General features: G+C 31.2%; 15 protein-coding genes. 1 reads left to right on the top strand and 14 read right to left on the bottom strand.

Annotated elements, in window-relative coordinates; translation table 11 throughout:
- The first annotated feature begins 10 nt into the window (after positions 1-10).
- Positions 11-139 (top strand): hypothetical protein, encoded by a 129-nt coding sequence (locus A3M9_RS14955; RefSeq protein WP_256379670.1) that lies wholly within the window; start codon positions 11-13, stop codon positions 137-139.
- A gap of 44 nt (positions 140-183) precedes the next feature.
- On the opposite strand, the gene spoIVA is transcribed toward A3M9_RS14955, so the two are convergent.
- The 14 genes from spoIVA to spoIIGA all read right to left on the bottom strand — a co-directional run bounded on the left by spoIVA (position 184) and on the right by spoIIGA (position 15158).
- Positions 184-1665, bottom strand: a complete 1482-nt coding sequence (gene spoIVA, locus A3M9_RS0100075) for a stage IV sporulation protein A (RefSeq protein WP_027307384.1) — start codon at positions 1663-1665, stop codon at positions 184-186.
- Positions 1666-2093: 428 nt separating this feature from the next.
- Complete coding sequence (locus A3M9_RS0100070) at positions 2094-3095, bottom strand: NAD(P)H-dependent glycerol-3-phosphate dehydrogenase (protein WP_084424537.1); 1002 nt, start codon at positions 3093-3095, stop codon at positions 2094-2096.
- Position 3096: 1 nt separating this feature from the next.
- The gene (gene der / locus A3M9_RS0100065; RefSeq protein ID WP_027307382.1) at positions 3097-4416 is read right to left on the bottom strand and encodes a ribosome biogenesis GTPase Der; all 1320 of its coding nucleotides are present in this window, start codon (positions 4414-4416) and stop codon (positions 3097-3099) included.
- Positions 4401-5738 (bottom strand): radical SAM protein, encoded by a 1338-nt coding sequence (locus A3M9_RS0100060; RefSeq protein WP_027307381.1) that lies wholly within the window; start codon positions 5736-5738, stop codon positions 4401-4403. The genes der and A3M9_RS0100060 overlap by 16 nt, the downstream gene beginning before the upstream one ends.
- Before the next feature lie 284 nt (positions 5739-6022).
- Complete coding sequence (pnpS, locus tag A3M9_RS0100055) at positions 6023-7423, bottom strand: two-component system histidine kinase PnpS (RefSeq protein WP_035165583.1); 1401 nt, start codon at positions 7421-7423, stop codon at positions 6023-6025.
- Between the two features lie 10 nt (positions 7424-7433).
- Positions 7434-8126: a response regulator gene (locus A3M9_RS0100050; RefSeq protein ID WP_027307379.1), complete on the bottom strand. Its 693-nt coding sequence runs from the start codon at positions 8124-8126 to the stop codon at positions 7434-7436.
- A gap of 12 nt (positions 8127-8138) precedes the next feature.
- Positions 8139-8894 (bottom strand): peptidoglycan editing factor PgeF, encoded by a 756-nt coding sequence (pgeF, locus tag A3M9_RS12845; RefSeq protein WP_051350524.1) that lies wholly within the window; start codon positions 8892-8894, stop codon positions 8139-8141.
- A 4-nt stretch (positions 8895-8898) separates the two neighbouring features.
- Complete coding sequence (nrdG, locus tag A3M9_RS0100040; protein WP_370882838.1) at positions 8899-9390, bottom strand: anaerobic ribonucleoside-triphosphate reductase activating protein; 492 nt, start codon at positions 9388-9390, stop codon at positions 8899-8901.
- A gap of 123 nt (positions 9391-9513) precedes the next feature.
- Positions 9514-11544, bottom strand: coding sequence for an anaerobic ribonucleoside-triphosphate reductase (gene nrdD, locus A3M9_RS0100035; protein WP_027307377.1), 2031 nt, complete (start codon positions 11542-11544; stop codon positions 9514-9516).
- A gap of 13 nt (positions 11545-11557) precedes the next feature.
- Positions 11558-12013 (bottom strand): transcriptional regulator NrdR, encoded by a 456-nt coding sequence (nrdR, locus tag A3M9_RS0100030; protein WP_027307376.1) that lies wholly within the window; start codon positions 12011-12013, stop codon positions 11558-11560.
- Between the two features lie 152 nt (positions 12014-12165).
- Positions 12166-12441, bottom strand: a complete 276-nt coding sequence (locus A3M9_RS0100025) for a YlmC/YmxH family sporulation protein (protein WP_027307375.1) — start codon at positions 12439-12441, stop codon at positions 12166-12168.
- Between the two features lie 257 nt (positions 12442-12698).
- On the bottom strand, positions 12699-13472 hold the full coding sequence (gene sigG, locus A3M9_RS0100020; RefSeq protein ID WP_027307374.1) for an RNA polymerase sporulation sigma factor SigG: 774 nt from the start codon (positions 13470-13472) through the stop codon (positions 12699-12701).
- Between the two features lie 68 nt (positions 13473-13540).
- Positions 13541-14260: an RNA polymerase sporulation sigma factor SigE gene (gene sigE, locus A3M9_RS0100015; protein ID WP_370882839.1), complete on the bottom strand. Its 720-nt coding sequence runs from the start codon at positions 14258-14260 to the stop codon at positions 13541-13543.
- Between the two features lie 7 nt (positions 14261-14267).
- A complete protein-coding gene (spoIIGA, locus tag A3M9_RS0100010) occupies positions 14268-15158 on the bottom strand; it encodes a sigma-E processing peptidase SpoIIGA (protein WP_027307372.1) in 891 nt (296 codons plus the stop codon).
- Between the last annotated feature and the right edge of the window lie 435 nt (positions 15159-15593).

Here is a 15593-nt window from a genome sequence, read left to right as displayed (position 1 = left end):
AGTGTATATTATGGACATCGGCAACATTAAGATGGTTAAAGAGACTATAATAGACACAAAAAATACTACTACTAAAAATGATAAGGCAACTTCTAATAAACCAGGTTGCATAAAGATGAACGATTACTTTGCATTTTAATATAATATAAAAAAATTAAAGGGACCTAAGGTCCCTTTAATTTTTTATATTATTATACACAAAACTCCACTATTTCCTTCATTTATTATCTTCTGTAGAACTCTCTGTAGTTTTTCCTGTACATCCTCAGGCATCATATAAACCTTATTTTGTAATCCTTCCTTAACAAGTTCCTCCAAGGATTTCCCAAACATATTAGACTGCCATATTCTTTGAGGGTCATTTTCAAACTCTTCCATCATAGACTTAACAAGTTCTTCACTCTGCTTTTCTGTTCCAACAATTGGAGATACTTCTGTTTCAACATTTGCCCTAATAATGTGAAGTGATGGTGCACTTGCTCTTAATTTAACTCCAAATTTGTTACCCTGTCTTACTATTTCAGGTTCTTCAAGCTTTAATTCTTCAAGCTGAGGTGGAACTAAACCATATCCAACATCCCTTGCATCCTTTAGAGCATCTGAAATTTTATCATATTCCTTCTTTGCAAAGGATAGATCCCTCATTATTTCAAGCAAATGATGTTCTCCATTAATATCATATCCAGCTATTTCACCAAGAACTCTAAAGAACAAACCATCCTTAACCTTCATTGAAACTACAGCTGTTCCCTCTCCAAGTCTAATATCATCAAGATTTACATCCCCAACAAATTCATATTGTCTATAATCAAGAACAGTAGGTTTTATATCCTTTATTTTATCCAAACCTGCAATTGAATTCTTAACAGCATTAACAAAATTTCTCTTTAACCAGTGATCATAGGATAGCTTTTCAACCCACTCTGGTATTCTAATGCCTATTTCCTTTATTGGGAATTCATATAAAACTCTTTCTAATATATTCTTAACGTCTTCTATCTTCATATTAAGTGCATCAACTGTATAAACAGGCACCTTATATTTATCCTCTAAATTCTTTCTTAAATTAATTGTATCTGGATTATATGGATGTGTTGTATTTAAAACTACAACAAAGGGTTTGTTTATCTTTTTAAGTTCATTTATAACCTTCTCCTCGGCGTATATATAATTTTCCCTTGGTATATCGGCAATAGAACCATCTGTTGTTACAACAATTCCTATTGTTGAATGTTCATTTATAACTTTTCTTGTTCCTAATTCTGCAGCTTCAACAAAAGGAATTTCCTCTTCGAACCAAGGAGTCTTAACCATTCTTGATTCACCATTTTCAATATGTCCAGAAACCCCATCAATAATGTATCCTACACAGTCTACCATTCTAACACGCATCTTAGCATTATCATTTAACTCAATTTCAACTGCTCCATCACTTGGTATAAACTTTGGTTCAAATGTTGATATAGTTTTTCCTGAACCACTTTGTGGAAGTGTATCCTTTGCCCTATCCCTTACAGATTGATTAGGAATGTTTGGTAAAACTAAAAGCTCCATTACTCTTCTTATGAATGTTGATTTTCCTGTTCTAACAGGACCAACTACACCTAAATAAATATCCCCCTGTGTTCTTTCGGCTATCTCCTTGTATATATCCAATCCTTCCACAATGTTACCTCCTTCTACAAACCTTCTATGTAATAATATTATTTTTAAAATAATTTTAGAACAAAAAAATAATAAAAACTGAAGTGTTTGCAGAAAAAACAACCACTTGCCTTAATATAACTATTAAGGCAAGTGGTTCAGGCTGTTGACAAACCCATTTATTAGCTAAAGTATGAAAAAGCCCCATGAAAGGATTTCAAAAGGGCATATTTCATGAGCTTTAGCAATTATTGCTTTTCGACTTTGAAAAAGTCCGTAATTCGGCACAGGACGTGCCGAGCCGAGCGGCAATCAGGACGATGGCATCGCGAGGGTAGGACTTTTTCAAATAAAGAAAAGCTTAGAATTGCTTAGCGAAATGAACCGATGCCTAAGAAATCCTTCATGGGGCTAATCATTATATAACTTTTTCAACAGCTTGAGGTTTTTTAAATTATGATTTCTAATTCGCTCTTTTTATCCCTTGTCATAAGCTCATTAACTGCTTCTCGTGGATTTCTGTTATTAAATAATACATCATAAAGGGCATTTACAATTGGCATCTCTACACCTACATTCTTTGCTAAATTATATACTGCCTCTGTTGCGTGAACACCCTCAACAACCATACCAATACTATCCATAGCAGACTTTAAATCCATACCTTGACCAAGCAGAATTCCACATCTTCTATTTCTTGAATGCATACTTGTACAAGTTACTATTAAATCCCCAATTCCGGCAAGACCTGCAAAGGTCATTGGATTTGCACCAAGCTTTACACCAAGCCTTGTTATTTCTGCAATACCACGTGTCATTAAAGCAGCCTTAGTATTGTCTCCATAGCCTAAACCATCTGATATACCTGCAGCAAGTGCAACTATATTCTTTACAGCTGCACCAATCTCAACTCCAACAACATCAGTGTTTGTATATACTCTAAAATTTGAATCCATAAAAACGTCCTGTATGTATAAAGCGGACTCTATATTTTCAGATGCTGCTACAATAGTTGTTGGAATTCCAACCGAAACCTCTTCAGCGTGGGTTGGACCGGATAAAACAACTACTTCATTGTTTGGACATTCTTCCTTTATTATCTCAGACATCCTTTTATATGTGGTATTTTCAAGTCCCTTAACTAAACTTACTATAATCTGTCCCTCTGTTAAAAAGCTACTTGCCTGCTTACATACAATTCTAAGAGCATGCGAAGGAACTGCAAATACAATTATTTCTTTGTCCTTAATGCATTCACTAAGCTCTAAAACTCCCTTTACACCATCTGGAATTTCTACATTTTTTAAATATTTTGTATTAGTATGATTATTATTTATCTCCTTTAACAAATCCTCATTTTTATCCCAAACTTCAACACTATATCCTTTTTTAGCTAAATGTATAGCTATTGCACTTCCCCAGCTTCCCGCACCTAAAATACCTATCTTCATATTAATCCTCCTGTTTTGATCTATATATAAATCTAATTGGTGTTCCCTCTAATCCAAAATGTTGTCTTAACTGATTTTCAAGATATCTTGCATAGGAAAAATGAACTATCTCTGGATCATTAACAAAGAAAACAAATGTAGGAGGTTTTGTTGATACCTGTGTAACATAATAAATCTTTAATGCCTTACCCTTTTCAATCGGTGGCTGCTTCATCATCACAGCCTCGCTAATTACTTCATTTAAGGCACCTGTTTTTATTCTCATAGCATGCTGGTCTGCAACATATTTTATAAGTTCTATAAGTTTATTTATTCTTTGACCTGTTTTAGCAGATATAAATATTATTGGTGCATAGTCTAAGAAGGCTAAATCCCTTCTAATATTTTTAGTAAATTCATTTATTGTTTTATCATCCTTTTCAATAGTATCCCATTTATTTACAACAATTACTACACCTTTTCCAGCCTCGTGGGCATAACCTGCTATTCTCTCATCCTGTTCTGTTACTCCATCATTGGCATCAATCATAACAAGGCAGACATCTGCTCTTTCTATTGCAGTTATTGATCTTAAGACACTATATTTTTCAACATCTTCCTTAACCTTGCTCTTTCTTCTTATACCTGCTGTATCTATAAATAAAAACTTATCCTCACCAATTTCAACATAGCTGTCTATAGCATCTCTTGTTGTTCCTGGTATATCACTTACAATTGATCTTTCTTCTCCAACTATCTTATTTAAAAGGGTTGATTTTCCTGCATTAGGACGTCCAATAATAGCAACCTTAATTTCAGGAGACTCCTCTTCATCATCCCCAGTCTTTTTAAAGTGCTTTACTATTTCATCCAGCATATCCCCAAGTCCTAATCCAAGGGCTGCAGAAATTGAAATAGGTTCTCCTAATCCAAGGTTATAAAAATCGTATTTGTTATTTTCCATTTCTATATTATCTATCTTGTTAACTGCAAGCACTATAGGTTTATTAGTTCTTCTTAGCATATTTGCAACTTCATAGTCATCTGCTGTTATTCCTGTTTTGCCATCAACAATAAAAAGAATAACATCTGCTGTTTCTATTGCAATTTCTGCCTGCTTCCTCATCTGTTTTAATATGATATCTTCACTATCCATCTCAATTCCACCAGTATCTATTAATGTGAATTTATTATTTAACCACTCTACTTCACAATATAATCTATCCCTTGTAACTCCTGGTGTATCCTCAACTATTGCAATTCTTCTACCAGCCAACCTGTTAAATAAGGTAGATTTACCAACATTAGGTCTTCCTATAATTGCTACTATCGGCTTTGACATTCTATCACCTCACGCTCTATATTTTCTATTAAGTCTTCTCCTGTAAACTTACATTTTATTATTTTAGCATTTAGTATTCTGCTTAGTTCATCTATACTTATATCATCTAATAATACATCTTCATAGGCCTTAAACATATTAGATGATAATAACAGCACTGTGCCATCAACTTTACCCTTTAACTGTTCAATTAAATCCTTTCCTGTTAAAAGACCTGTTACTGTTATTTTTTCTCCAAAGAAATTATTTATAATAGGATAAACCTTTATATCAACATTAAATTTGCTATTAATCTTTTTTGAAATGTTTTTTATAAAATTATAGCTTGACACACCTGTTGCTATTGAGAACTTTTTGCCCTTACCGTCAAATTCAAAATAATCAATATCATCCTCAACACATCCTTCAAAAAATCTAATCATACCTATTCCATCCTCAAGCTGCTCAAAATCATCATAATGTCCATAATTTGGCAATTCTTCCTTAGCCATAATATAGAACTCATCTGCCAATCTAACAAAGGGTATACCAATCTCTCCTTCAATCTCATTTTGTATTTTTTCAACCTGTTCTATTACTTTTTTTGAAGACTCCTCATCGAAGGATTGTAATGGATATAATCCCTCTCTAAACTTTGTTATACCAACAGGTACCACTGCCACATTTGATATATTAGGGTACATAGTATATAAATCCCTTATTGTGCGTTCAAGTTCCTCTCCGTCATTTATACCTTTGCATAAAACTATCTGGCAGTTTACCTTTATACCTGCATCCGTCAGCTTCTTTAAATATTCTAATACCCTTCCAGCCCTTTTGTTATTCAACATTTTAACCCTAAGTTCTGGGTTCGTTGTATGAACTGAAACATTTATTGGACTGATTTTAAACCTAATTATTCTATCTATATCCTCATCCTTCATATTTGTAAGGGTTATAAAATTACCCTGTAAAAAGGAGAGTCTTGAATCATCATCTTTAAAATACAATGTATCCCTCATACCCTTAGGTAGCTGGTCTATAAAGCAAAAAATACACTTATTTGAACATCTTCTTGGATTATTGATATAAGGGTCATCAAACTCAATACCTAAATCTTCATAGGGGTCTTTTTTAATTGATACTTCTTTAATATCTCCATTTTTTTTCTTTAGTTTTATATTAATGTTACTATCTGTGGTTATATATCTGTATTCAATAGTGTCTAATACATCAACACCATTAATTGAAATAATCTCATCAAAGGGTTCTATACCATATTTTTGTGCTATGCTATTTCTTGCAACGTCTGTAACTACTATATTCTTTCTTTGGTATTCCATACACTTCACTCCATTTGTAATTTCATTATGTAATGATAACATTTATAATAAAAATATGCAATATTAAGGATAAATAAAGCCATGAATAAAATTATTTAAATTTATCCATAAAAATTATTAACAAACCTAATTGTTAGCTAAAGTAAGAAAAAGCCCCATGAAAGGAATGCTTAGGCCGTAGAACGGAGGCCCAAGAAATCCTTCATGGGGCTAATCAATATATAACTTTATCACCAATCTGCTGAATAAAATTGTTTAAATTTATTCATGGCTTTATTTGTAAATTATTTATTCTCGAATAAAGGAAGTATAATAGTAAAGGTTGTACCTTTGTTTACTTCACTATCAACATATATGTCTCCTTTAAACATCAAAACAATATGCTTCACAATAGCAAGCCCAAGACCAGTACCTCCCATTGACCTTGACCTTGCCTTATCAACTCTATAGAACCTTTCAAAAAGTCTTGGTAGATGTTTTTTAGAAATTCCAATACCAGTGTCTCTTACTTCAATCCTTGCATTGTTGTCATATTTCTCAAGTTTTAAATTTACCTCACCATTTGGTGGAGTATATTTTATAGCATTATCTACCAAGTTAATTATCATCTGTTTAAATTTATCTCTATCTCCGTAAATATATAACTGTTCTTCGCAGCTATCAATAGATAACCTAATATTCTTCTCAAGAGATATTCTTTCCATAATATAATAAACTTCATTTATACATTCATTCAAACACACCTTTTGAAAGTTAATTGCATAATCCTTGTTTTCAAGCTCTGATAGAGTTAATATATCATTTATCAATCTTGATAGCCTCTCTGACTCAACATATATAATATCTAAGAATTTATCTCTTGTCTCTTTATCCTCAACATATTTTAAAGTCTCAGCAAAGCCCTTAATTGATGTAAGTGGGGTTTTTAACTCGTGGGACACGTTTGCCACAAACTCCGACCTCATATTTTCAAGAGCCTTTATTTTTGTTACATCGTGAATAACAAGTAGAACACCAATTATATTTCCTGTTCCATAATCCGATACTGAAATAGACTTAACCTGAAGTATCCTTTCCTTTTCCCCATGCATTATTATTTCAACAGGTGTTTCATCAGGATTATTTATAAGTTCATCTATCCTGCTATCTCTTATTACCTCTAAAATATATCTATTTTTTGTTTCACCCTTAACATTAAATATTTCCTTTGCTGCAGGATTAATTAATACAATATTTTTTTCAGTATCAACAAATATAACTCCATCATCCATACTATTTAAAATAGAATAAAGTTTATTTTTCTTATCATTTAAATCCTTAATTGTTTCTTCTAATCTACTTGCCATCAAATTAAAGGAATGACTTAATTGTCCTATTTCGTCTGCCTCATAAAATTCTATTCTCTTTTCATACTGTCCTAATGCAATCTTTGTTGCTGTATTGGTCAATTTTTTTATTGGATTAATTATAAAATTTAGCTTAAATATAACCATAATACAGGTAAAAATAAATGTAAAAAATATACCTGCAATAGCATATTGAATAAAATCAAATCTAAATTGAAGAGTATCTGAAACATAGGTATATAAATTGTACTTATTTAAAATTATATAGAAGAGATAAAAGTTTAAAATCACACAGAACAATATTATAGGCATTATAAAAAATATCAATTTTTTTCTCATAAAATCACCATTAATCCTTAAACTTATATCCGATTCCCCTTACAGTTTCAATATATCTTGGATTTTTATCATCATCCTCAATCTTTTGTCTTAGGTGCCTAACATGGACATCAACTGTTCTTGTTTCACCATAATATTCATAACCCCATATTCTGTCTAATAGGAAATCACGTGTCATAACCTTTCCCTTATTTAAGACAAGAAGTTTAAGTAGTTCAAACTCCTTTAATGTCAACTCTATTTTCTTTCCATCCTTTATAACTTCGTGTCTTTCTAAATCTATAGTTAAGCTACCTATGTTGATTACATTCTGCTGCTTTTCATCCTTTGAATTTCTTCTTAAAACAACCTTTATTCTCGCTACAAGTTCACGTACAGAAAAGGGCTTAGTTATATAATCATCTGCACCAAGTTCTAATCCTAATATCTTGTCAAATTCCTCTCCCTTTGCAGTCAACATAATTATAGGAATGTTGGACAGTTCATCATCCCTTTTAATTTTTTTACAAACCTCAAATCCATCCATTTCAGGAAGCATTATATCAAGCAATATCAAATCTGGTTTCTTTTCATAGGCAATATTTATTCCTTCAGTTCCATTTAAGGCATAATAAACCTTATATCCATTCATTTCAAGGTTGTACTTTATAAGTTCTACTATATGAAGTTCATCATCAATTATTAGTATCTTTTCTGATGCCATAGGTTTACCTCCTTAGAGTGAAATAAAGGTACCAATTCTACCTGTATTGTTGTTTACTCTATATGAATAGAATAAATCATTATTGCATTTTGTGCAAATATTGGATAAGAAAATATTATTATTTAATATACCTAAATCTAATGCCTGATTTTTATTTTCCATAAATAAATCTACGTAATATTTTTCATCTCTTTTTTCTCTATAATGAAATTTATTAAATACATCCTCTCCTACTTCAAAGCAACAAGAAGCAATAGCAGGCCCAAGTATAACATACATATTTCCTGTATCAGAATTAAATTCCTTTACCATTTTTTCTATTGTTTTTCCTAATATTCTTTTATCTGTACCCTTCCATCCTGCGTGTACAACAGCAATAATTTCTTTAATATAATCAACTACAATTATTGGAACGCAGTCAGCAGTAAAAATACCTATTGGTATTTCCTTTTCATTGGTAATTAACGCATCTCCAAACTTACCCTTTACCTCTCCATAATTTTCACTATTTACAATGTAGATTTCATCACCGTGAACTTGTCTTAAATAAACAGCTTTATCAATATTCATATTATTGTCAGTTAGAGCCTTAAATAAATTTTTTTGGGCACACTTATCTTCAGTATATATACCTAAATTATGTTGACTAAAGTCTCCTTCACTATATCCTCCGATTCTTGTTGAAAAAAAATGTTTTATTCCTAACGCATCTATTTTATTATTTTTTAAATACAAACTACCATTTATATTAAAATACTTAAATTCCATAAAATCACCACTTTATTTCTACTATTTTATTATTTTCCAATGATTTCTTAACATCTATTATTCTTTGATTAGTTGAGCCTACAAAGGATTTTTTTAAAGTCCTCTGCTCCTGTATAAATGGTCCATCAATTAATATATCTATATTTTTTAAAAGTTCTAATTTATCCTTTTCATTTATAATGTCTTCAAATATATACCCTGTATAGCATATAATATGGATATTTTTCTCCTTTAACATTTTTGCTAAAATTGAAAACTTATCTGCCTGAATTAAAGGATCACCGCCTGAAAAGGTAACACCATCAATAAATTTATTTTTTAGTATATCGTTATATATATATTCTAATTCTACCTCATACCCTCCATCTAATGGGTGAGTATCTTTATTATGACATCCTTTGCAGTTATGTATACATCCCTGAGAAAATATTACATATCTTATCCCAGGCCCATCTACTAAACTTTCTCTATTAATACCTGCTATTCTTAATTTCACAATATCACCACTTCCATTATAATATAATACTAAAAATTTAGCATGCCCTTATATTAAAAGCATGCTAAATTTATGTTAAATTTTATTTGTATAAAAATTAATTATAATGTCTAACTATAATTTTCAAATATGTTTAACTCTCATCTCAAGTTCCTTTAACTTTGCATCGTTAAATCTATCGGTTGTTGATAAATAACCTGTTATTCTTCTTATTCTTCTAATGTCACTTCCTTGGCATACAGGACATTCATCTTCATTTATTACTCCCCTATATCCACAAATCCTACACTCGTCAATTGGGAAGTTCACTCCTGCATATCCTATGTCACATTCCTTCATCCACTTAATTATCTTTTCAAAGGCATCTAAGTTATGCTCAAATGTGGATGGAAGTTCTACATATGATATGTGTCCCCCGTTACATAGACTGTGGAACTTACCTTCAATTCTTATCTTTTCAAACATACTTATTTCATAATAAACAGGTATATGGTAGGAATTTGTGTAGTAATCCTTATCTGTAACACCCTTTATTAATCCATACTTCTCTCTATCTTTAGGAACAAAACGTCCTGAAGTTCCCTCTGCTGGTGTTGCATATGCAACAAAATTTAGTCCTGTTTCCTCACTTGTTCTGTCACAATAGTCTCTTAGATGTTTAATTATTCTTAATCCTAACTCTAATGCCTCTTCATCTTCTCCATGATGTTTTCCAATAAGTGCTATTAGAGTTTCAGCAAGACCTATAAATCCAATTCCCAATGTACCATTTTTAATTGCTTCCAATATTTCATCATCATCTTTTAGGTTTTCTGAACCCATATAAAGCTTTTGTCCCATTAAGAATGGTAAATCCTTTACTCTAAGCTTTGCTAAAATATTAAATCTATGAAGAAGCTGTTCCTTGCAAAGTTCAAGAATATTATCAAATTCTTCAAAGAAGCCATCTATATTACCATAACCTGCCTTTAGAGCTAATCTTGGAAGATTTATTGTTACAGGTGCAATATTACCTCTACCCGCCGATATTTCAAGACCATTTCTATTTTGAATAGTTCTTGTTCTACATCCCATATAGGATATTTCATCACCATATTTTTTATTAAAGCTTGAATCCATAAAGCTAAAGGTTGGATTCATCCTGTGGGAAGCAACCTTTATTGCCAATTTAAATAAATCATAGTTAGGATCACCTTCATTTAGGTTAACTCCTTCTTTAACTCTAAACACTAAATTAGGAAATATTGGGCTTTCTCCTTTTCCTAATCCTTTATCAAACACCTCTAAAACTGCTCTAATAACCAATCTTCCCTCTTCAGTTGTATCAGTTCCAAGGTTTATTGAGCTAAATGGAACTTGAGCCCCTGCTCTTGAATGCATACTATTTAGGTTATAAATCAGAGCCTCCATAGCCTGAAATATTTCTTCATAGGATGGCTTTTCCTTGAGATTTCTTATAACCTCCGCCATCGATTTATCAAAATGTGGAAAGCTTTGACCTCCATACATATCATTTTGATTACTTTGAAGAATTATTGCTGCCTGTGCAGTTGCAGATGAAATTCTCTTTGGAGGTCTGATATAGCCGTAACCTGTATTAAATCCATTTAATAAAAGCTTAGTTAAATCTATTTGAAGGCAATTCAATGTTTTTCCATAAAAATCTAAGTCATGTATATGTATGTCACAATTAACATGAGCCTTTGCAATGTGGGCCGGAATTACATTGGATAAATAATATTGTTTACTTGCTGCTGATGCTATTTGAAGCATTTTTGCTGACGGCGAATTGCCTATATTTGCATTTTCTCTGCTTGTTTCTACTAATATTTCTCTAACAATATCCATAAGTTCAGTCTTTGCTTCTCTATATCTTGTTCTTTTTGCTCTATATAAAATATATGCCTTTGCGGTCTTGGCATGTCCATCTTCAATTAATACCTTTTCAACACAGTCCTGTACAAATTCAACTGTAGGAATTTCGTCCTGTGGTAAAACAGAAGCCATATAATTTATTACTTTATCTGCAATGCTGTCTGCCATTGCAAAATCTGAACCACCAACCTCTCTTGCAGCCATAAAAATAGCCCTTGAAATCTTTTCTTTACTGAAGTTTACTATTCTTCCGTCTCTTTTTCTTATTTGGCTAAACATTGTAACACCCCTTCTATTTTTCCTGAAGTAATTTTTGAAGCTCTTGTAAAAAAGTATTTATATCTTTAAACTGTCTATAGACAGACGCAAACCTTACATAGGCAACATCATCTAAATTCTTCAATCTCTCCATAACAAGTTCCCCAATAAAGCTACTTTCTATTTCCTGTTCCATTGAATTAAATACTATTCTCTCAATGTCATCTGCAATGGCCTCAATACTTGTTATTGAAACTGGTCTTTTTTCACATGATTTTAATATACCATTTAATATTTTTCTCTTATCAAAGGGTTCTCGTGTTCCATCTCTTTTTACAACATAGATTGGCATATCCTCAATTATTTCATATGTAGTGAATCTTTTTTGACAACTAAGACACTCTCTACGTCTTCTTATAGAGGAATGGTCTTCATTATGTCTTGAATCTAAAACCTTTGTTTCGATATGATTACAGAAGGGACACCTCATCTAATCACTCCAGACATCAATATTTAGTATACCTTGAATATTATATTTACTATATATAGTTTTGTCTACTAGTAAAAAAATTATTATGTTAGATAAGATATATATAAATGCATGTAGCTTATGATATCTTATTTTTTCTCCATTTCATATAATCACTTATCTATTGAAATTTCATCCTGTCTTTCTATTAGTATAACATCTATGCCTAATGTCTTTATAGAGCTCCAAGGAATGATTATTTCTTCTCTTTTTTTAAATATTGAAAAAATACCTCCTTCAGGCGGAAGTACAATGCTCTCTATTCTATTAAAGGCATCATCAAATATAATATCACTAATAAAGCCAAGTTTTTTGCCGCTTACTACATCAATAACCTCCATTTGCCTCAATTGTGATAAAGTTATAAACTTATCATCTTTATTTTTCATTAATATCAACCCCCTAAAAAATTATATTCTTTTAATAGATTAATAATTCATTTTAAATTTTTTAGGAATCAAAATAAAAGCTCTATATAGTAAAAAACTATATAGAGCTCAGGCTGTTGAAAAAGTTATATATTGATTAGCCCCATGAAGGATTTCTTAGGCATTCGTTCTACGGCCTAAGCATTCCTTTCATGGGGCTTTTTCATACTTTAGCTAACAATTAGGTTTGTCAATAATTTATCTATATAGTATAAAAACTATATATATTTTCTCATATGGGAAAGTGCTGATTTTTCAAGCCTTGAAACTTGTGCCTGTGATATACCTATTTCATCAGCTACCTCCATTTGTGTCTTGCCTTCAAAAAACCTTAAGGTTAAAATAAGCTTTTCTCTACTTGATAGTTTTTGAAGTGCTTGTTTTATAGATATATTCTCAATCCAACTATCATCTGTATTTTTATTGTCACTTATTTGGTCCATAACATATATAGCATCTCCACCATCATGATAAATAGGCTCAAATAAAGAGATTGGATCTTGTATAGCATCCAGTGCAAATACAACTTCTTCCCTTGGAACATCAAGTTCCTTTGCTATTTCTGATACAGTTGGTTCTTTATTATTTTTTGATATAAGGCTATCTCTAACCTGCAGTGCTCTATACGCTATATCCCTTAAGGACCTACTTACCCTTATTGAATTATTGTCTCTAAGGTACCTTCGTATCTCACCTATCACCATAGGAACTGCATATGTAGAAAACTTAACATTTTGACTCAAATCAAAATTATCTATAGCCTTTATAAGACCAATACAGCCAACTTGAAACAAATCGTCAACATTTTCCCCTCTATTATTAAATCTTTGAATCACACTAAGAACAAGCCTTAAATTACCCTTTATAAACTTTTCCCTTGCCTCTTTATCACCATTTTTCATCTTTATTAAAAGCTCCTGCATTTCTTCATTTGATAGTATTGGCAACTTTGATGTATTTACTCCACATATTTCAACTTTGTTTGTCTGCATAAAACCAACCCCTTCAGAAGTTTGTATTAAAATTATTTCCGAAGGGATTATTATTTATTCATATTATTTTATGTCATTTTTGTTATTTCTTTCCTTAGTCTCTTTATAATTCTTTTTTCCAATCTTGATATATATGATTGAGATATGCCTAAAATATCGGCAACCTCCTTCTGTGTTTTCTCCCCACCACCTGAAAGTCCAAATCTTAGGCTAACAATTTGTTGTTCTCTTTTTGTAAGTTTTCCCATAGCATTTCTTAAAAGCTGTTTTTCAACATCATCTTCTATATAGTTAAAAATCATATCAGAATCGGTTCCAAGTATATCAGACAATAAAAGTTCATTGCCATCCCAATCAACATTTAAAGGCTCATCAAAGGATACTTCAGCTTTAATTCTACTGTTTCGTCTTAAATACATTAATATTTCATTTTCAATGCATCTTGATGCATAGGTTGCAAGCTTAATCTTTTTAACTGGATCAAAGGTATTTACAGCCTTAATTAAACCAATTGTTCCTATTGACACTAAATCCTCAACACCAACTCCTGTATTTTCAAATTTTCTTGCGATATAGACAACAAGTCTAAGGTTTCTTTCTATTAATACGTTTTTTACGCTTTCGTCACCTGCTCTTAATTTATCCACAAGTTCCTTTTCTTCTTCATTTGAAAGTGGAGGCGGAAGAACATCATTTCCACCAACATAATATACCTCATCTAAACCTAATATGCTGCTGTATATTTCCCTTAATTTTTTCAAAATAGTATCGATGACAAGTCGCAGCATTTTCATATTATTTAACCTCCCAACTAATAATATCCGGATATGCAATAGCTTGGTAATCTTCCTTTTTTGAAAGATGCTCCTTTGATAGGGCTATTATTGGATTTTTAATAATACCTATCTTATCCTTTGTGAAAACATAAATATAATCTACCCTAAAGCCTATAAGTATTCCATTTTGCACACCTATTGTTGTATAAGGTATTACCCTTAATCTTTTGTTTATTTCATAATCTTCTATCTGAGTTATTTGTTTTTCATCCTTCAATATTTCTATTATTTCATTTGGTAAAATTCCAGAGATATAATTCAAATCCGCAATAACTATTGGGCAACCCGATAATGGATCCTTAAGGCAATTCCCAGTATCAAGTAGTGCAGTAACCCTAATCTGTTTATCTTCATTAACTATGCTAAGCTCAACTGTTTTACTCTTTAAATAATAATGTCTATCCACTACATCAAATACAATCTTCACTATAAATATAGAAACCGCAACTCCTAATAACAAATACTTTGAAGACATCTTATTCAACACCATTACACCGTTTACAGATGAAAAATCTCCATTGCTTAAATAAAATATAGATAATATTGCACCACCTATAAAAAACGAAACCCCATAAAACAACAAAAGCTGTTTTATAAATGCCTTTAAACTTCTTGGCCAAAAGGCTATAATAATCATTAAAATTGACATACATATTTTCATAATTGAAGAATAAAATATACTTAGTGAAGGGAAAAAAACTATAAATACATAAAGTGCACCAATAACTGAAGATAACAAAATATTATATATTTTTCTATTTAACCTACAAAACCTGTTGACAGTGTATAACAGTAGAAAATTAAGTAAAACATTCTCTGCCAATAGTACATCTAAATAGATTACCTGCATCAATGCCCACCTCCACGTGGACAACTTTTTACTATAATTATACAACCTTCTGACTATAAATTTTGTCATATCATATTCTATTTATATAAAAAATAAATACATATTATGATTTTTTTATACAAATAAAAAAGTTAAAATTTAAATTTTTGCATAATATGTAAAAAAAGATGGTTCTATAATAAATGTTGGGGCGTAGCCCCAGCATATTTTTTTACAAAAAAATATGCACCTGTTTTAGATGCCTGGTAAAATTAAATTAACTACAAAAATATTACCTGAAAGGAGGCATCCTACAAGTGCACACTAATAATTGTATCAAAAATTTACTTGGTTTTAAAGATGTTATTATAACAAAAGTACTTGATAATGTTTGCTATGAAATTTATTTAGAAATGAAAAAGAAGCCTCATACTTGTCCTCGTTGTAATTCTGAAA

It is taken from the genome of Caloramator sp. ALD01 (assembly GCF_000472625.1).
GTDB classification, from domain to species: domain Bacteria; phylum Bacillota; class Clostridia; order Clostridiales; family Caloramatoraceae; genus Thermobrachium; species Thermobrachium proteoclasticum.
The sequence above is the reverse complement of the archived record's forward strand: the minus strand, read 5'-3'. Positions and strand labels throughout refer to the sequence as shown.